Here is a 17,317-nt window from a genome sequence, read left to right as displayed (position 1 = left end):
GGCTCAGTCGGCTCAGAAACTGACGGTTACGAGTGTATCAGTTACGCGGCAATATCACCGTGGTTTATAACGGATCGCGGAGCTCACTGCGCGCTCTTGCAGGCTGACCGGCTCCGGTGGCTCCATTCCGAGCGTTAGCGCATCGAAGGTGGTCCAGCGAGGCGTTGGTATTTCTATAACACGGGTGTAGTAGAAGGCTTCCTGTTCGGGATCAAACTCAGGGTCAGTCCACAGGGCTGACAGCTGTGCTTCACCGATGTTGTTGGTGTAGGTTGCAGTGCTGGGGTCCACGGTGTTGCCGACAGGTCGCAGGTTGCCTGAGTCATCGAGTTGCCGCTGACCCGACCAGGCCACGTTGAATATTTTTTCATGGGAGGCCCCCTCACTATCCACCCAGCCTTTTATTATCTGAATACGATCGAGGTTACCGCTGCGCGGATCGCGCATGGCCCAGATCGCAAAGTCAGGCGCACCACCTTCTGCGGCTGGCAGATCCCGACCCATGGGTACACCGTTTTGTTCAGCCAATACAATCCACTCTTCCTTCGCCAGAAGGTCGTCTGGATAGTTCCAGCCCCCGAAAAACCGCAGTGCGATACGCGGGCCCGAGGTGGCATAGGTTTCCTTGCGCTTCATCGCATCAAACAGTGAGCCCCGTGTGTTTTCTTCGGCCCAGACAGCGGCGAGGCCGGCGGCACTCCAGCGTGTGCCCCCCGCCATACGGTCTGCCGGGAAATAATTAGCTTTGCCCATTCGCAGCGCGGCGCTTCCGTCGAGTATAGGCAGCTTGCCATGGTAGTTATTTTCTTCAACGGGGGAGCTGGCATTGTGACCGTCGGAGGCGCCGATCACGCCAAAGCGGTAGGGATTAAACCCCTCACTGTGAGAAATTTCGATGCCGGTGCGCAGAGCGTCACGGGCATAGCTACCCTTGGCTTTTGAATTTTCCTGTGTCTGGGACAGTTGGGTGTCGTAAATCTCGAAGCCGGCGAACTCATCTTCATTGGACAGCAATGGGTTTGTCTCTGAGGAACCCTTTACCTGAAAGATTTCTGAAATGGGTTCGTATTCATTGCGCATCGTGGCGTATGCTGCCGTGATAGGTTTGCCGTCGAACATGACATTGTTGTACATGAGTCCATTGCTGACATTGCCATTGTGGGGGATCGCGAAGACGTCCATGCCTTGCGAGCGCTGTGTCTCTAGTGCCGTCCACAGATCGCGTGGGTCCTCAGAATTCACAGAGCTGTAGGGCAGCTCAGGCACTTTCGCCCCGCGGTATATGACGTTGCGATGCAGGTTTTGCCCACCCGGCATAGAGGTCCATTCGTAGCCTACAAAAGCGGTGAAGTGTCCCGGGTCATTGTGTTGCTCGGCTGACTCCACGGTGGCGCGCCATGCCATTTTGCTGATGCCCTGCCAGCCGTCGGTGATGGCGTCTTCGAGATCAAAGCCGATCATGGTGTCGGTCAGCAGCCAGGTCACACCCAGGCGGCCATCGTTGAGTAGGCGATCCCTGAGCCCCCTCTCGTTGAGGGGTAGGTCCGGTGCGGTCGCCTGCAGTACGCCGAGATATTCCGAGTGATCGGTAACTGCTGCAAAATCCAGCGGTCTTGCCATGCGAATACCGTAGCCCGCTGCGTGTTCGATCTCGCCGCCTTTTACAAAAGTATAGGCATCGTCGGGCGTGGCCCGCACCCCATTAGTGTAGGCGTCCGTGGAGTAACTGGTATGGATATGCAGATCTCCCCAGTAAAGGTTGCGCTGCGGGTTATATGCGGTTGGCGCTTTTGCCTGCGGTTTGACGGCGGTTTCAGCATTGAACTGCGGGTATAGTGAGGGGTCTTCCACGGGCGAACAAGCCAGCATTAACAGCGGCAAGGTGAAGACAATGTCCTTGTGCGATAAAGCCATAGCTTGTTTTGCCTACTCTTGCGCTAACCTACCCCTCGCTCAGAACCCTCCCAGTATTGTGCTCGTACCGCTTTCTTGTCGGGCTTGCCCACGGCAGTCAGCGGAATCGCATCCACGAAGTCAATCGACTTCGGTGACTGCACGGATCCCTTGGCTTCCTTGACCAGTGACTGCATCTCTGAGGCGAGCGCCTCCGATGGGTCCGAACCCGGCTTTAGAACAACCACAGCCTTCACGGCCTCGCCCCATTGTTCATCAGGTACGCCTATGACAACAACCTGAGCCACCGACTTGTGGGTGGCCATGACGTCTTCGACTTCACGAGGGAACACGTTGAAGCCACCGGTCACGATCATATCCTTGGTGCGGTCGACGATGTAAAGAAACCCCTCATTATCCAGTCTGCCCACGTCACCCGTATGCAGCCAACCGCCGGCGAAGGCCTCTGCCGTCTGCTCTGGCATGTCCTTGTAGCCGCCCATTACCAGCGGGCCACGCACACAGATCTCACCGGGTTCTCCATCGGGCACGGGGTTATTGTCGCTGTCTAGTAGCGCCAGGTGAATCCATGGGGTTGGTCGGCCACACGATGCGAGTCGCTCGGGCTTGGAAAGATCATGTTCCTTCTTCCTCATATTCGCAATGACCATGGGGCACTCGGATTGGCCGAAGAACTGGTAGAAGATCTGGCCCCACTTTTCTATACCCTCTTGCAACCGCGCGGGACTCATGGGTGAGGCGCCGTAAAAAATAGTTTCCATGCTGTCCATGCTGCCGTCAGTCGCTCTGGGATGATCCAGCAGAAAATACAACATCACGGGTACCAGCATGGTGCAGGTGATCTTGTGATCACGCACCATGTTGAAAAAATCATCGAGATCGAAACCCTGCATCACATAAAAAGCGCCCCCTTTTTGTAGCACAGGGATAAAAAAGGCAGCCGCGGCATGGGACAGGGGCGTCGCCATTAGCATGCGGACTTCCTCGGGGAATTCCCACTCGGTCATCTGCACTTGTGTCATATAAGCGCTGACCCGGTTGGGGCTCATTACGCCCTTGGGCTTGCCGGTAGTGCCACCCGTAAAGTTGACCGAGGCGATGTCGTCGAGCGAGATGTCCGGTGCAACCAATGGTTGTGGATCAAAGCCTGCAGCGAGTGCCATATAGTCGTCGCCCACCTCGTTGGGGCCAAACCCCAGAAAGTGCTTAATGCCTGGCACACGCTCCTTGAGCGCGGCAGCTACTTCTGAAAACAGTGACGAGTCGAAAATCAGTGCTTCGATTTCCGCAGCTTCGAGAACGTAAGCGTGGTCATCCAGCGAACCAAGAGGGTGCAGCGGCGTGCCGATGGCGCCAGTAAGTTGCATGGCCGCGATATTGGACAGGACTTCCGGCCGGTTGGCCGAGATCACTGCTATCCGGCTTCCAACGCTCAGGCCTTTGCTCTTGAGGGCTTGCACCATCTGGCTGGTATTTTCCCGCACCTCCCGGTAACTGGCGACTTTGTCACCAAGGAACAGGCAGGGCTCGTCGTTGTAGCGATTGAGGCCCTCTATCAGTAGATGGGCCATTAATGGTGGCTCGTACAGTGCTTCGCTGCTCATGTTGTCTCCGGTATTCAAGGGGATAGTGAAAAACTCGACATTACTCTGTGATAGTCAGCGCGCGGCGCAGAACGGTAAACATTTCCGCTGACTCACGCTTTGAAACCTGTGTATGAGAAAACAGACTGGAACCATGGAATGTCCCGGGAAAGCTGTGCAATTCCGTCTTCACACCGGCTTGCATCAGTTTCAGTGCGTATTCCACGCCCTCGTCTCTCAATGGATCGAACTCCATGGTGCTGATGTAAGCGGGGGGTAGGCCGGCTAGATCTTCCGTCCGGGCTGGCGCCGCATGACAGGGCACATTCTCTGCGCCGCGCTGGTATTGATCACCCAGGTAGTAATCCCAGCTAAGCTCAGCATTGGGTCGGTTCCACATCGGGGTGTCGACGAACTGTTGCATGCTTTGGGTCTGCAGTCGATCGTCCAGCTCCGGGATGCCCAGATACTGGAAGCAGATGTCCGGTCCCTTACGGTCTCGGGCGAGCAGGGCCGTCGCGGCAGAGAGCCCCCCTCCCGCGCTCTGGCCAAACACCGCCAAGCGTGTGGGATCGATATGCAATCGAGAAGCGTTTTCACTGGCCCACGTGAGGGCGGCGTAGCAGTCTTCCAGCGGTCCCGGATACGGTGTCTCTGGCGCGAGGCGATAGTCTACCGAAACCACCACAACATTGAGATTGCGACACAGCGCGATGCAGGAACCGAGTTCGCTGTCCAAATTGCCGATGACAAATCCACCGCCGTGGATATGCAGTATGGCAGGCACAAGTCCCGATAGGCCCGCCGGTGTATAGATTCTCACCGACACATCAGGGGCATCGACCGGTCCCGGAATGCCGCGGTTTTCAACCGTGACGCCCTCGTGACTAACGTCGGCATTCATCTGTGCAATCAGCGACAGAAAGCCCTCCCTGGCCGTGACCGGATCGCTCAAACCCAGTGATGTGTCCGGCAGGAATTCCAACAACGAGGCCAGCTCGGGATCGTAGTTATAGGCCATCAGTTTGATTTCTCCATTATTCCGGTTTGCCGTATCCCTGTGCCGGGGCGATGGCGAGACTGGCCATAAAACCGAGGGAATGCGCTTATTACGCGGCAGGTACACAGCGTATACTGTCCTCGCCAAATGTGTATGGCAAGGGTTTAAGAATAGATACCTTAGCGTGCAGAATTGTCGTGGAGCGGCTGTCAAATACGTGACCCGGGAAGAGGTAGGCGAGACGCACAGCAGCTCCAAAAGAGTACTCTTCTTGCGCGTCGCCGCAAGCCTTGCGAGCAGATTTTAGTGTTCGGCTGCCTGCAGAGCTGTGCACCGTATGAAGCGTGCCTGTGTCACAACCCGTCAAGTCGGTCTGTAGAATTCCTTCCAAATTGCGAACCGTCACACAGTTTACATTTCCGCTATTGCGGTCGTAGCGTTAAGCTTTTCGGTAAAGCAGACCGTAGAGATAGGGTAAAGCCGTGCAAAACAGAGAGAATGACAGCGATCAGCAAAGCGTAACGCGGACAAGCCGAACCTTCACAAAAGACGGTGACTGGTTCTTCAGAACCCGTGAGGGTGAGTTGGCGGGACCTTTTGAAGATGAACTCGAAGCCTCCACGCGGTTGGAAGTGTATTTGCGCATCATAAAAACCGGGCTCTAGCCCCCGGGATACAATCCGCCATCGGGATTGAGCCCCGCCCTCGAGTTAAGGCACTTTTGACTGCGCCACGGCGCCTGTTTGGCTGGCCCACACAGTGTCATGGTAGAATGCGCCATGCACGGATTCACAGGCAAAGTTTTTCTGGCGTTCGCCGTTTTCTGCGGCAGCGCAACAGTGCCCGCGGAGTCACTGGCCCCTCCGGCTATCATACTCAGCTCGGGAATACCGGGCGGCGGGTACTGGAATGCCGGTGCTCGCATCAAAGAGGTGGCGATGTCTGAGCTGGGCCTGGCCGTCGAAAATATGGCCAGCCGGGGTTCGCGTGACAATCTCCAAAAACTGATGGATATGGATAGCCCGGTGAGCCTGGCGTTTGTTCAAGCAGATGTGGTTCAGTACTACCTCAACACCGAGGCAAACGAGGTTGTTAATCATCTTGAGCTGATCGAGAACGTCGGTGAAGAATGTGTTTTCATCATCACTGGCAAGGAAAGCGAGATAAGAGATGATGCAGATCTTGAGCAAGCGGAGAATTTACGTTTGGGCATTGCCAGTGCCGACAGCGGCATAGCGCTTACCTTCGATTATCTGTCCAGCCGGTTGGCCGGATTACCGAATATAACGGTGAGGTACGGCGACACCCTGCCGCTGATGAAGCAGCTCAATGACCCGGGCGCGCCGGTAGACGCAGTGATGACAGTGCATCGGCCCCGCGAGCTCTCTCCGGAAGTCGAATATGCTCTGTCTAATCCATCGGATTACCGTTTTGTTGACCTGGGTGGTGGCCGCTTGCCAGAGGAACTCTGGTATGGGCGCAAGGTATACCGCCCCATGCAACTTGCGATGCCCGGTGCCGAACAACCGGTGAATACCATTTGTGTATTGGGCTTGCTGCTGGCTAATAAGTATAAGTTGAGCTTGGCGCAGCGTAACCGCCTCAGTGAGTTGGCGGACTATCACTGGATGAAAGTGTATGTTACCCGCTAGACAGACACGTTATGTCGGGAACGTACGCTCCACAGATGATCTTAAAGAAGCGATTTTCCAGGAATAGCCTCAAGCAATCGACGGGTGTAATCCTGCTGCGGATGATCAAACAGTGCGGTGGTTTCGGCCTGCTCCACAACCTCGCCGTTTTGTAACACTATGACTCTGTCTGCCAGTTGCCTTATGACGGCGAGGTCATGTGATATGAAGAGCATAGTGAGCCCATGCTCTTGCGCCAGTGTCTTCATTAATTCCAGTATTTGCGCCTGAATAGTAACATCCAGAGCCGAAACGGCTTCATCGGCAACGATAAACTCAGGCCGGGTCGCCAGGGCGCGGCCAATGGCTATACGCTGGCGCTGACCGCCCGAAAATTCGTGGGGGTACTTGCGTACATAGGGTCGTGCCAGCCCAACTTCGTCCATGATCTCCAGTACGCGCTCGGCGACGGATGAGCGTGTTTCAAGTTTGTGTAACAAGAGAGGTTCAGCGAGGGTGTCATACACGGTCATGCGAGGATTCAACGACGCGAAAGGATCCTGAAAAATAATCTGCATGCGACGTCGCAGTGATTTCAGTTCACCTGCTGCAAGAGTTATAACCTCCTGTCCGTCGAACAGTATCTGCCCCGACGTTGCCGGCACAAGGTTTAGCAGTGAGCGGCCTAATGTTGATTTTCCACTACCCGATTCGCCTACTAGACCGAGTACCTCGCCGCGGTAGACATCAAAGCTCACATCATTTACTGCCTTAACCGTTTCATTGTCTTGCTTAAACCAGGTGCACAGCTTTCTTACGGAAACCAGTGGGTTTGGTGATATCGACGACGGTGTTTTTTGTCCCTGGGGTATCGACGCTAATAATTTTCGGGTGTAGGGATGTTGAGGACGCTTAAAAATCGTCGCACCAGTACCGCGCTCCACTACCTTGCCCTTTTGCATAACGATTATCTGGTCTGCGATGTCGGCAACTACGGCGAGATCGTGGCTTATTATCAATATGCCTATGTCGCGCTTGGCCTGTATGTCGGAGAGCAGTTTCAGTATCTGCGCCTGGACGGTGACATCAAGTGCAGTGGTGGGCTCATCTGCGATCAGTAATCTGGGCTCATTAATCAGCGCCATAGCAATCATGACCCGTTGCCTCATGCCGCCGGAAAACTGATAAGGGTAATAGTCGATAGTGATTGCGGGATCGCGAATTCCCACTTCGGCCATCAGCTCGAGAGCCTGCTTTTTCGCCTCTGCCCGGGGGACTCCACGATGGTAGCGTAAGGGTTCCATAAGTTGAGCCCCCACTCGCATGTAGGGATTGAGACAGGTCATTGGGTCCTGAAATACCATCGCAATATCGCGGCCACGAATATTCCGCAGGGCGTGCTTGTTCAGTTGCAGTAAATCATTGTCGAGGAATAACGCGCTGCCACTCTCTATGCGACCGGGGGGTTGTGGTATCAAGCCCAGCAGCCCGTAGCAGGAGACTGATTTCCCGGAGCCCGACTCACCAATGATCGCTGTGGTGCTGCCTGCCGTCACACTGAAGCTGACATTGTCGACTGCTCGGGTGGTGCCTTCGCGGCTGGTGAAGCTGATAGTGAGGTTATTCACATTTAACATATGGTCAGTCCTTCGCACCGCGCACGTCCAGCGCATCGCGCAGACCATCACCGAGAAAGTTCAGCGCAAACAGTGTGATTGCCAACACCAGCCCCGGGAAAAACAGCAGCCAGGGGTACTCTTCCATAGTCTCTGTGCCGAAAGAAATCAGAAGGCCCCAGGATGTTTCGGGGGGCTGTACTCCCAACCCTAAAAAGCTCAGGAATGCCTCTAACAGCATGACACTGGGAATTGTAAGCGTGGTGTAGACGATGATTGGCCCCAGCGCATTGGGTATCACGTGTCGCCAGATAATGGCCAGCGGCGAGAGACCCAGGCTCACGGCGGCTTCCACGAACTCTTGTTGTCGCAGCGATTGGACCTGTGCGCGCATGATGCGTGCCATCGTCAACCACTCTACCGCACCGATGGCGAGGAACAAAAGCAACATATTGCGCCCGAATACCACCATTAAGAGCACGATGAAAATCATGAAAGGCAATGCATAAAGAATATCGACAAGGCGCATCATTACCGCATCGACCCGTCCTCCCACGTAACCTGCGATAGCGCCCCAGCTGACACCGATGAGCAGTGCGACTGCTGTGGCGATAAAGCCTACTGCCAACGATATGCGGCCGCCGTACATGATTTGGGTCAATAGGTCGCGACCAAAAATATCGGTACCCAGCCAATGGTCTGCCGAGGGCGGCGTCGCCCCCAACTCAAGATTCTGCTGGGCGTAGTCGTAAGGCGCCATCCATGGCGTCAGCACTGCTACCAACACAAACAATGTGAGCACGGCGAAGCCGGCCAGGGCAGGGCGATTGCGGCTTAGCCGCAACCAGGCATCTCGCCACAGGGAGCTTCCCTGCTCTGCATCAACGAGCGTATTCATCGACGTTGTGCTCATGTATTTTGCTCGGGCCGGCTGCGCAGTCTAGGATTCATCCAAGCATTCAGGACATCCGACAACAGGTTGAATACCACGATGAGGGAGGACAGGAAAACCGTGGCGCCCAGAATCATAGTGTAATCCCGGTTGAAGGCTGCCTGCACATAAAACCGCCCTAGCCCAGGGACCTGAAAAATAGTTTCCACGACGAAGGACCCGGACAGCAAGCCCGCAAAGGCGGGTCCGAGGAAGGCTACAACAGGGGTAAGTCCGCCGCGGAATCCGTGAACTACTACAACGCGCCATTCGGGTATGCCCTTGGCCCTTGCGGTGCGAATGTAGTCCTGGGTCATGATCTCCAGCATGCCGGCTCGACTTAGCCGGGCTATATAGGCGGCATAAACAGCGCCCAGCGTTACCGCCGGGAGTATTTTGTCACCAGGCATATCACCCCAGCCCGACACGGGCAGCCAGTCCAGGTAGATACCAAATACCAGAATTAACAGGGGGCCCAGTAACAGTGAGGGGATGCAAATGCCGATCATCGCGGCAGACATGGGAATATAATCCTGGGCTGTATTGGGGCGCAGGGATGCAATAACGCCTGCGCCAACACCGATAAGCAGTGCGACCAGTAGTGCATAAAGCGCCAGTTCTGCAGTGACCGGGAAGCCCGCAGCGATCAATTCGTTCACACTGCGGCCAGGGTATTTAAACGATGGTCCGAGGTCGCCTCGTATGAGGTCACCAAGGTACGCGGTGTACTGTTCCAGCACGGGGCGATCGAGACGGTACTGGGCTTCCAGAGCCGCCTTAACCTCGGGTATTACAGCTTTCTCACTGGAAAATGGTCCGCCAGGTGCAACGCGTATGAGGAAAAAGGTGACGGTAATGACGACCAGCAATACCGGGATAGCTTGCAGCAGGCGTGACCCGACAAAGCGCCACATCAATCAACCACCCTCTGACCCTGACCCTGATCCTGATCCAGGGAAATGTATTTGAAATTTATCCAGTCCATAACATTTGAGAACAGGCCTTTTACATTCGGTTGTACCAGGTGGTTGCTGGTATAGGTGTAGATGGGCACGATGGGCATTTGTTCCATCAGGCGTGTCTCTGCCGCCTGGAAAATGGCGTACCGTGCCTCCCGTGTGGTTGCCCGCGGCGCCTGCTGCAGAATCATGTCATCGTATACCGGATCACAGAACCCCGTACTGTTGTTACCGCCCTCGCACAGGAATAGATCAAGAAAGTTATTGGGGTCTACGTAGTCACCGATCCAGCCACGCCGTGCCATCTGGAAGTCCATCTGATCTACCGTATCGAGATAGACCTTCCACTCCTCGTTGGCCAGCGTGATGTCGATATTCAGTGCATCCTTCCACATTTGTTGTAGGGCCACGGCAACTTTAAGGTGACTCTCGCTAGTGTTGTAAACCAATTCGAGGCCAGGCCAGCCCTTACCATCCGGATAGCCCGCCTGTGCCAGTAGTTCTTGCGCCCGCTGTATGTCGTGCTCAAACACTTTGGGTGGTTGGTAGCCCAGTGTTCCAGGCGGTGTAATACTATAGGCGGGTAAAGTGCTTCCGTGCAGTACAGTTTCGGTCAGTCGCCGTCGGTCAATCGCAAGCGACAGCGCCTTCCGCACATTGAGGTTATCAAGCGGTGGTTCGTTTGTATTCAACAGGTAGTAGTATGTGCCGAGATAGGGCGAATTAACGTAAGGGCTATCCTGCATTGCCCGGTACACAGGAATTTTGTCTAGCGGTATTGACTCTGTTCGGTGCAGCTGGCCTACGCGAAACATACGCTCTTCCGTAGAAATATTTTCCGTGGGATAGAACACAACGCCGTTTAACTCGACCTTGTCGCGGTCCCAGTAGGTATCGCTTTTTGTCACCTCAATGCGCCGGTTTAACTTCCAATCAGTCAGGCGAAAGGCTCCGTTGCTAACGATGTTTTCCACGCGGGTCCAAGGCGTAAAACGGTCGAAGGCATTGCCAAATTGTTCGATAGTTTGGCGATGCACCGGATAGGTACTTTGGTGATCCATGAGCTGAATGAAGTAAGGGGTCGGAGCGTTTAATGCCACTACCAGCGTTTGCGCATCCTTTGCCGTGACGCCGACTTCAGCAAAATCCGTTATCTCGCCCGTGGCAAAGGCCTCGGCATTCTTCACGGGATAAAGCATATAGGCATACTGGTTACCCATTTTTGGACTTAACGCACGCTGCCATGACCAGACAAAGTCATAGGCAGTGACCGGGTCACCATTGGACCACTTCGCGCTGTCATTCAGATAAAAGGTTACGGTGAGGCCGTCTTCGCTGATATTCCAGCGTTTTGCAACGCCGGGCTCGGGTTCGAGTGTATAGGGGTTTTTTGTGACCAGACCTTCGAACAAGGTAACGATGACATGCATTTCCGGGATGCCCGTAACCACGTGGGGGTCCAGACCCTGGGGTTCGGTGCCGTTGCCGAAGTGCAGTATGCCTTCCCGGTTGCCCTGTGCGATGCGCGATTCGCCGCTACCGCAGGCTCCGAGCAGTAGGGCAATCACGCCGATTGTCAGGAGCTTGTAAGTAATAGTTGATGGCTCGCGGTTGTTGTCTGTTTAACTCAGCCTAGCCGGCAATATAAGAACAGCAGTAGTCGGTGACCTCGTGGACTACCAGCCCAAAGTTGGCGTTGGCGGGTACGTCAAAGCTGTGTCCTGCAGTGAAGGTTTGCCATTCGTCAGAGCCCGGCAGCTTAACGTCCATTTTCCCTGCCAGGATTTCCATAATTTCGGCTTCGGCAGTGTCAAAGTTGTACTCTCCCGGCATCATGATTCCCAGGGTTTTGCGGGAACCATCGGCGAACTTGACCGCGCGGCTGGTGACTTTGCCATCAAAATAAATATTTGCTGCTTTAACAATTGTGACGTCGTTAAATTCCGACATTTCAGGAGTCTCCGCTGTTTGTCGCCACCGGCACGTGATGCCTGGCTTTTTCATTGCTCACAAGGCCATAGAGTCTACTGCGCGGGAGTGGCTTTCACCATAGGGATAGAGCGACAATCCAGCATTACCCCTTGCTCGGTATCTCGCATCTACTCCCGCCTTTATCGGCAGGAACGATACGCATTAAAAGGTGATACCCTTTCGACAATTTCATAAAAGGATCGTTCGATAGCATGAGTAGTTTGCACAAGCCGATACTGCATCAATACCAAGTGTCTCCATTCGCAGCAAAAGTAAGGCGCTGCCTATATTACAAGGGCATACCCTTTGATACGGTTAATTACGGTCTATCGGGCGTCGGGAAAATCAAGAAACTGAACCCGCGAGGTAAGGCGCCCTTCATGGTGCACAATGGACTCATGATCGCGGACAGTACCGACATTATTGGTTACCTTGAGAAAACCTATCCCGAAAAACGACTTATTCCTGCCGACGCGCGCCTGTCAGCCCAGGCCAGCATCATCGAGGACTGGGCCGATGAAAGCCTCTATTTCTTCGATCTGACGATGCGCAGTTGGCCCAATAACAGCGCACTACTTGCCGAAGATCTTTTGCTGGAGGACAAGGGCGTCATGCGCAGGGTGTTCCAGCCCCTTATCCCGCGCATCATTGCTCGCCAGGCGCATGGTCAGGGTATCGGACGTAAGGATCGTGAGTCAGTCTGCAAGGAAATAGAAGAGCATTTTCGGTCCATCGATACTCTTGTCAAGGACACAGGTTGGCTGGTGGGTGACCACTTGTCTTTTGCGGATATTGCCGTCGCGAGCATGTGTACTGTGCTTGACCGGGCGGAGGAAGCACAGGCATTGATGGCTGAGGCGCCCGCCTTGCTGGATTGGCGAGAACGAGTAGATACTTTAACGTTGCCGCAGGGCACGCCAGCGGCTCAGCGCGCGTTGGTCTGAATGTGTCCCTGGTCGTCGCCGTTGCAGCGCGAGGAGTCCCCTCGAAGCCAGTTTTTGCTGACGAGCACGTTGGACACCGTCACAGGGTTCGCTACCAAATGCCGTGCTCAGGCAGCGGACTGTTTGCGGCTGCCCACCGCCGGACCAACATAGCGGGCCCTTGGTCTGATCAGGCGGCTATCGTTCTTGAATTCGAGGAAGTGAGCGACATAGCCATAGACACGGGCCATTGCAAACATGGCGGTGAAATAGTGTGTTGGAATGCCAAGGCTGTGGAAAACAGCACCTTTGTAAAATTCCACATTGGCCCAGATTTCCTTGCCCTTGGCAGAAAACTCTTTCTGGCAGGCCTCTTCCACTGCGACGAGCGTTGCTAGTAAGCGCTTACTCTCGTCGTCCCGGCACAACTCGACAGCCATCGGTTTCAGGATTTTTGCGCGGGGGTCAACGGTGCGGTATTCACGGTGACCCATGCCCATGATCTTCACCTTGTTGGCGAGGCATTCTGTGACATAGGCCGCGGCATTTTCAGGTGAACCAATGGCGATGGCCATTTCCAGTGCGGCTTGGTCTGCGCCGCCGTGCAACCTGCCGTAAAGCGTTCCGATGGAGGCTGAGACCGATGATTGAATAGGCGCGAGGGTGCTGGCACAGACGCGACCCGCGAAGGTTCCTGCGTTGTAACTGTGTTCCATTTGCAAAATCTGCGCTGCATCGAGCATGCGCCGCTGCTCCTCCGAGGGGGAAGATCCGTGAAACATGGTCAGAAAGTTTTCGTGAAACAGTTTTCCCGGTACCGGTTGCAGGATCGACTTGTTCTGGGCAAGCCGGTAGTGCGCGGCGATCAGCCCCGAAATTTTGGCGGCCAGAAAAAGCCCTTGCGCCGCGTCGAGATCTATCTCCAGTGAGGATTCTTCTGGCAGGCACAGCAGCGGAACCATTCCCTGCAGCATCAGCATGGGGTGGAGCCCCTTTGGAAGCTTTTCCAACAGGTCGATCTCGTCATGGGTCAGGGAGGCGTGCCGGCACATGAAGGCCTTCAGTTGACTTTTTTCCTGTGCGTTTGGCCACTCCCCAAACAGCACCATCCAGGCGGCATGCAGAAAAGGGGTACCGACCATGTCATTGATATCGATACCGCGGTAGTTCAGCACACCACTATCGCCCTGAACGTCAGATATAGCGGTTTCGCCCACGACAATGCCTGCGAGGTCTGGTGAAAAAACGGTGTCGTTCGATGACATGGGTTATGCCCTTAAATTGGTAATATTCACAGTATAGACCGGGGTTGATAATTAGTAGAGTTAATTTTACTTATCAGTCTATTAGGTAAGCTAATATGCGTTTGGAAAACAGTGAGTTGCGGGCGTTTCGTGCAGTAATAGAGGAAGGCGGTTTTAAACGTGCTGCAGATGCGTTGCATATCAGTCAGTCTGCGGTGAGCCAGGCAGTCGCCGGACTGGAATATAAACTGGAGGCGCCACTGGTGCAGCGCGGTAAGGATCTCCGGCTGACGGATGTTGGCAAGCGGCTGTTTGAGCATGCAGTCGACGTGCTTCGGGATGAGCAGCGTACGTTAGAGGACATAGAGCAGTTAAAGCAGGGCAAAACCGAGACTCTGAGTCTCGCGATCAGCGCCGCCCTGAACCGCTCGCATGCCCCCGGCCTGATCAGCGCGTATTTCCGGGATCATCCCCATACCCGCATGAAGATCGCCGAGATGCCGGCGCGAAGTATTATATCTGCGGTTTTGTCGGGTAACGCGGAACTGGGCCTGGGGCCCTTCCAAAAAGACATGGCCGCTTTCGAGAGCGTGCCATTTTATACCGAGTCCCGGCACCTTGTGGTCAGCCAGCATCATCCCCGTTGTGGTGACATGATCAACGGCAATGAGCGGGCTCTGAAAGAAACTGCTCTGATTACGTCGGCGCTGGATAGCCCAGACATGCGGCCATCGCTACAGCGGTTGCGAGATCATTTCAGTACCGTCTGGGAAGTGAGCAGCCTGTCACTTCGGATTCACATGGTCAAAGAGGGCATGGGTGTGGCGTTCCTCGGCGACAAGCTGCTCGCGGAGCATCCGGATTGCGCCGGGTTTCGGATCATGAGTGACGTCTCGTTCGGCCGAATCGATAAGGAGGTCGGTGTCTACTACCGTGCGGGTAAAAACCTGAGCGACAGTTCCCGGGATTTTATTGCCCAGTGTGTGGCACACTGGCGGCTGCTTTAACACGCGTAATACACGGCCTTTACGGAGTAAATCGAATGTCCACCCTGCGCGACAGCAATGTGAGGAAACTGGCCCAGAAGCCATTTGATGTGCTGGTGCTCGGCGCTGGTATCAATGGTGCGGTTGCCGCTGCGTCACTGGCTGGCCGCGGCGTGCGAGTGGCGTTGATCGACAGCGGTGACTTTGCTGGAGGGGTCAGCTCGAATTCATCTAACCTGGCCTGGGGTGGCATCAAGTATCTGGAGAGCCTTGAATTTCTGCTCGTGAACAAGCTGTGTAAATCCAGAAACCGGTTGATGCAAGCCTACCCGTCAACGGTCAAGGAGATTCGCTTTTTAACCACGGTGCAGCGCGGGTTTCGCTTTCCGCCTTTCTTTATTTACCTGGGTAGCCTGCTCTATTGGGTGATGGGTCGCTTTGCTACCCGTGCCCCGCGGTTTATCTCGGCGCGCGCGATCGAATCCGCCGAGCCTGTGATCAATACCAGCAAGGCTGCCGGTGGGCTCGAATACTCCGACTGTTACCTGTATGACAACGATGCTCGCTTTGTTTTCAATTTTGTCCGAAAAAGCCTCAACTTTGGATGTATTGCGGCTAATTATGTAAAAGCCCTCAACTCAACCCGGCAAGGAGACGAATGGTTAACGCAGATCCGCGATGAGGTCAGCGGTGAAATATCCGAAATTCGATCACACGCTCTGATCAATGCCTGTGGCCCTTGGGCAGACGCTGAGAATACGTTGACTGGACAAGCGACGGCGCACCACCATCTCTTTTCCAAGGGTGTGCACCTTATTGTTGATCAAATAACCGACAACAAACGCGTACTCACTTTCTTCGCCAGTGATGGCCGTATGTTTTTCCTGATTCCAATGGGACCCAAAACCTGTATTGGTACCACGGATGCGCAGGTGAACTCGCCGGAGGTTGGGGTCAGTGAAGAGGACAGGAATTTCATCCTTGAGAACGCCAACGCACTTCTTGATATTAACCCTCCGCTGACACGGGCCAATGTCGTCGCCGAGCGAGTGGGTGTGCGTCCTCTGGTGGTTGAGGGAGAAGGCGGAGAGGCAGACTGGGTGCAGTTGTCGCGCAAACATGTTGTCGAGGTGGACCAGGCGCGTCGACACCTGAGCATTTTTGGCGGCAAGTTAACAGACTGTCTCAACGTAGGGGATGAAATAGCCGACCATGTTCAACAGCTTGGTATTTCCGTGCCACAGGCGGACAACCTTTGGTACGGTGAACCGGGCAATGACCTGCGCGCGGAATTCATGCTGCAGGCACAGTTGATGAATCTGGATGCACTGACCGATCCCTCCTCTTCCGAACCACTGTCAGAACGATTCTGGCGGCGTTACGCTGAGAGCGCTTTTGGCTTGCTGGAGCGCATCCGGGAGGATGAAAGTGTTGCTGCACTGCTTATTGAAAACGCGGAGTATACCCGCTGTGAAATAGAGTTGGCTGCTCGCCTTGAGATGATTGTAAAGCTGGAAGACTTCATGCGGCGGCGCTCAAAGATTGAGCAGGTGGTGAAGCGAGAGGCAATTGTTAGCGCGCCAGGATTGCGGGAAGCCTGTCAGATTCTCTTTGGTGAAGATGCAGACGAACGGCTTGAGGAATACCTTACCGCTACCGCTACCGCTAAATAGTCGAATCATCGGGCTCAAACCAGTGTTCGGTTCGATTGACAAACGCCACCAGTGACAACATGACAGGTACCTCCACGAACACCCCGACCACGGTTGCCAGCGCAGCACCGCAGTGCAGCGTGCAGGCTGATGGTTACAGCAAACGAGGCGTCGTGGAGGGCTGCTAGCCGGGCAGTAGGCTAGCGCCGCGTCTATCGGCCGGGCTAAGCTCGTGTCGCCGGGCTACTATTAGAACTGGGGCTCGCCTCCATGTACGCCAAGGTAATGCGAGTTCAGCTTAGGCTTCTCCTGCAAGGTCTGATTGATCTCATAGATGCGCTCGTAACTGGTTTCCTTTATCAGCCACTTGCCATCAATTTTCTCGTAACGATCCCAGTAGAGCGCAGTCCCGGTGGTCAAGGCATTGTGATTGAGTAACCACATATTGTCTGCCAGGTACCACAAGCCCGTAGCCTCAGTGTCTGACAAGATCTGGATTTCCGGGTGATGAGCATTGTGCTGCCCGATTGCTTCCCTGCTGAACGCCATGCCGATGTTGTCGACGTATTCCTGTTTGCTATCGAGGTTCCATTCGTAACCGCCTCCCTTGAAGCGTACCTTGACCTCCTCGTGGAACAGCGTTCCTAGTTCTGTGAGATTAGCAGTATCGATACAGCGAAAATAAGCATGCTTGACCTGCTTGATTGCCTCGATGTCCATCAGGCGCTGAATGTCCTTTCGCAGCTCTTCTATACCGCCGTCGCTGGCTTGCAGTGCGAGTCCATCGGTGATGCCCATGTTTTCCTTAGTCAACTTTTGTCGTTCGGTCATGCCGTTGCCTCTTTTAGGGTTCAGGTATCTTAACGGTAAACAGGGTAGACGATTTCGCCTGTTATCAGTGGCCGAT

The 17,317-nt window shown here is 54.7% G+C and carries 15 protein-coding genes and 1 pseudogene; 5 read left to right on the top strand and 11 right to left on the bottom strand.

The window, feature by feature from the left end; genetic code table 11:
* Positions 1–54: 54 nt before the first annotated feature.
* The 3 genes from EYC82_RS11845 to EYC82_RS11835 are packed head-to-tail and all read right to left on the bottom strand — an operon-like array spanning position 55 to position 4,518.
* Positions 55–1,914 (bottom strand): DUF3604 domain-containing protein, encoded by a 1,860-nt coding sequence (locus EYC82_RS11845; RefSeq protein ID WP_279249742.1) that lies wholly within the window; start codon positions 1,912–1,914, stop codon positions 55–57.
* Between the two features lie 23 nt (positions 1,915–1,937).
* Positions 1,938–3,518 (bottom strand): AMP-binding protein, encoded by a 1,581-nt coding sequence (locus EYC82_RS11840; RefSeq protein WP_279249741.1) that lies wholly within the window; start codon positions 3,516–3,518, stop codon positions 1,938–1,940.
* 40 nt (positions 3,519–3,558) lie between these two features.
* A complete protein-coding gene (locus tag EYC82_RS11835) occupies positions 3,559–4,518 on the bottom strand; it encodes an alpha/beta hydrolase (RefSeq protein ID WP_279249740.1) in 960 nt (319 codons plus the stop codon).
* A 461-nt stretch (positions 4,519–4,979) separates the two neighbouring features.
* Between EYC82_RS11835 and EYC82_RS11830 the strand changes: the two genes are divergently transcribed.
* Complete coding sequence (locus tag EYC82_RS11830; protein ID WP_279249739.1) at positions 4,980–5,162, top strand: DUF6316 family protein; 183 nt, start codon at positions 4,980–4,982, stop codon at positions 5,160–5,162.
* Between the two features lie 114 nt (positions 5,163–5,276).
* On the top strand, positions 5,277–6,149 hold the full coding sequence (locus EYC82_RS11825; protein WP_279249738.1) for a TAXI family TRAP transporter solute-binding subunit: 873 nt from the start codon (positions 5,277–5,279) through the stop codon (positions 6,147–6,149).
* Between the two features lie 41 nt (positions 6,150–6,190).
* Here EYC82_RS11825 and EYC82_RS11820 read toward each other — a convergent pair whose 3' ends face one another.
* The 5 genes from EYC82_RS11820 to ppnP form a co-directional block, all read right to left on the bottom strand.
* Complete coding sequence (locus EYC82_RS11820) at positions 6,191–7,765, bottom strand: ABC transporter ATP-binding protein (protein WP_279249737.1); 1,575 nt, start codon at positions 7,763–7,765, stop codon at positions 6,191–6,193.
* 4 nt (positions 7,766–7,769) lie between these two features.
* Positions 7,770–8,657 (bottom strand): ABC transporter permease, encoded by an 888-nt coding sequence (locus EYC82_RS11815; protein ID WP_279249736.1) that lies wholly within the window; start codon positions 8,655–8,657, stop codon positions 7,770–7,772.
* Positions 8,654–9,589 carry an ABC transporter permease gene (locus tag EYC82_RS11810; RefSeq protein ID WP_279249735.1) on the bottom strand — a complete coding sequence of 312 codons (936 nt, stop codon included), beginning with the start codon at positions 9,587–9,589 and terminating at the stop codon, positions 8,654–8,656. The genes EYC82_RS11815 and EYC82_RS11810 overlap by 4 nt, the downstream gene beginning before the upstream one ends.
* Positions 9,589–11,202: a peptide ABC transporter substrate-binding protein gene (locus EYC82_RS11805; protein ID WP_279249734.1), complete on the bottom strand. Its 1,614-nt coding sequence runs from the start codon at positions 11,200–11,202 to the stop codon at positions 9,589–9,591. The genes EYC82_RS11810 and EYC82_RS11805 overlap by 1 nt, the downstream gene beginning before the upstream one ends.
* A 64-nt stretch (positions 11,203–11,266) precedes the next feature.
* Positions 11,267–11,584, bottom strand: a complete 318-nt coding sequence (ppnP, locus tag EYC82_RS11800) for a pyrimidine/purine nucleoside phosphorylase (protein ID WP_279249733.1) — start codon at positions 11,582–11,584, stop codon at positions 11,267–11,269.
* 233 nt (positions 11,585–11,817) lie between these two features.
* Here ppnP and EYC82_RS11795 point away from each other — a divergent pair, with 233 nt between their 5' ends.
* Positions 11,818–12,549 carry a glutathione S-transferase family protein gene (locus EYC82_RS11795; protein WP_279249732.1) on the top strand — a complete coding sequence of 244 codons (732 nt, stop codon included), beginning with the start codon at positions 11,818–11,820 and terminating at the stop codon, positions 12,547–12,549.
* Between the two features lie 107 nt (positions 12,550–12,656).
* Here the strand turns inward: EYC82_RS11795 and EYC82_RS11790 are convergent, their stop codons facing one another.
* Positions 12,657–13,793: a citrate/2-methylcitrate synthase gene (locus tag EYC82_RS11790; protein WP_279249731.1), complete on the bottom strand. Its 1,137-nt coding sequence runs from the start codon at positions 13,791–13,793 to the stop codon at positions 12,657–12,659.
* A gap of 95 nt (positions 13,794–13,888) precedes the next feature.
* Here EYC82_RS11790 and EYC82_RS11785 point away from each other — a divergent pair, with 95 nt between their 5' ends.
* Together EYC82_RS11785 and EYC82_RS11780 are read left to right on the top strand one after the other, a co-directional pair.
* Positions 13,889–14,779 carry a LysR family transcriptional regulator gene (locus tag EYC82_RS11785; RefSeq protein ID WP_279249730.1) on the top strand — a complete coding sequence of 297 codons (891 nt, stop codon included), beginning with the start codon at positions 13,889–13,891 and terminating at the stop codon, positions 14,777–14,779.
* Between the two features lie 35 nt (positions 14,780–14,814).
* Positions 14,815–16,431: a glycerol-3-phosphate dehydrogenase/oxidase gene (locus EYC82_RS11780; protein WP_279249729.1), complete on the top strand. Its 1,617-nt coding sequence runs from the start codon at positions 14,815–14,817 to the stop codon at positions 16,429–16,431.
* Here the strand turns inward: EYC82_RS11780 and EYC82_RS11775 are convergent.
* Both EYC82_RS11775 and EYC82_RS11770 read right to left on the bottom strand, forming a co-directional pair.
* Positions 16,424–16,549 (bottom strand): annotated as a pseudogene (locus EYC82_RS11775) (arsenical-resistance protein); the annotation flags it as partial. The gene EYC82_RS11780 and the pseudogene EYC82_RS11775 overlap by 8 nt on opposite strands.
* A 110-nt stretch (positions 16,550–16,659) precedes the next feature.
* The gene (locus tag EYC82_RS11770) at positions 16,660–17,241 is read right to left on the bottom strand and encodes a nuclear transport factor 2 family protein (protein ID WP_279249728.1); all 582 of its coding nucleotides are present in this window, start codon (positions 17,239–17,241) and stop codon (positions 16,660–16,662) included.
* Between the last annotated feature and the right edge of the window lie 76 nt (positions 17,242–17,317).

This window comes from Candidatus Marimicrobium litorale, from assembly GCF_026262645.1.
Taxonomy (GTDB): Bacteria; Pseudomonadota; Gammaproteobacteria; order Pseudomonadales; family Halieaceae; genus Marimicrobium; species Marimicrobium litorale.
Note: the sequence above shows the minus strand (reverse complement) of the source record. Positions and strands in the feature narration are given on the sequence as shown.

Bases quoted from the DNA above. Each gene is read 5' to 3' on its own strand.
- EYC82_RS11845 (WP_279249742.1), bottom strand. From the start codon at position 1,914: ATGGCTTTATCGCACAAGGACATTGTCTTCACCTTGCCGCTGTTAATG.
- EYC82_RS11840 (WP_279249741.1), bottom strand. From the start codon at position 3,518: ATGAGCAGCGAAGCACTGTACGAGCCACCATTAATGGCCCATCTACTG.
- EYC82_RS11835 (WP_279249740.1), bottom strand. From the start codon at position 4,518: ATGGCCTATAACTACGATCCCGAGCTGGCCTCGTTGTTGGAATTCCTG.
- EYC82_RS11825 (WP_279249738.1), top strand. From the start codon at position 5,277: ATGCACGGATTCACAGGCAAAGTTTTTCTGGCGTTCGCCGTTTTCTGC.
- EYC82_RS11820 (WP_279249737.1), bottom strand. From the start codon at position 7,765: ATGTTAAATGTGAATAACCTCACTATCAGCTTCACCAGCCGCGAAGGC.
- EYC82_RS11815 (WP_279249736.1), bottom strand. From the start codon at position 8,657: ATGAGCACAACGTCGATGAATACGCTCGTTGATGCAGAGCAGGGAAGC.
- EYC82_RS11810 (WP_279249735.1), bottom strand. From the start codon at position 9,589: ATGTGGCGCTTTGTCGGGTCACGCCTGCTGCAAGCTATCCCGGTATTG.
- ppnP (WP_279249733.1), bottom strand. From the start codon at position 11,584: ATGTCGGAATTTAACGACGTCACAATTGTTAAAGCAGCAAATATTTAT.
- EYC82_RS11795 (WP_279249732.1), top strand. From the start codon at position 11,818: ATGAGTAGTTTGCACAAGCCGATACTGCATCAATACCAAGTGTCTCCA.
- EYC82_RS11790 (WP_279249731.1), bottom strand. From the start codon at position 13,793: ATGTCATCGAACGACACCGTTTTTTCACCAGACCTCGCAGGCATTGTC.
- EYC82_RS11785 (WP_279249730.1), top strand. From the start codon at position 13,889: ATGCGTTTGGAAAACAGTGAGTTGCGGGCGTTTCGTGCAGTAATAGAG.
- EYC82_RS11780 (WP_279249729.1), top strand. From the start codon at position 14,815: ATGTCCACCCTGCGCGACAGCAATGTGAGGAAACTGGCCCAGAAGCCA.
- EYC82_RS11770 (WP_279249728.1), bottom strand. From the start codon at position 17,241: ATGACCGAACGACAAAAGTTGACTAAGGAAAACATGGGCATCACCGAT.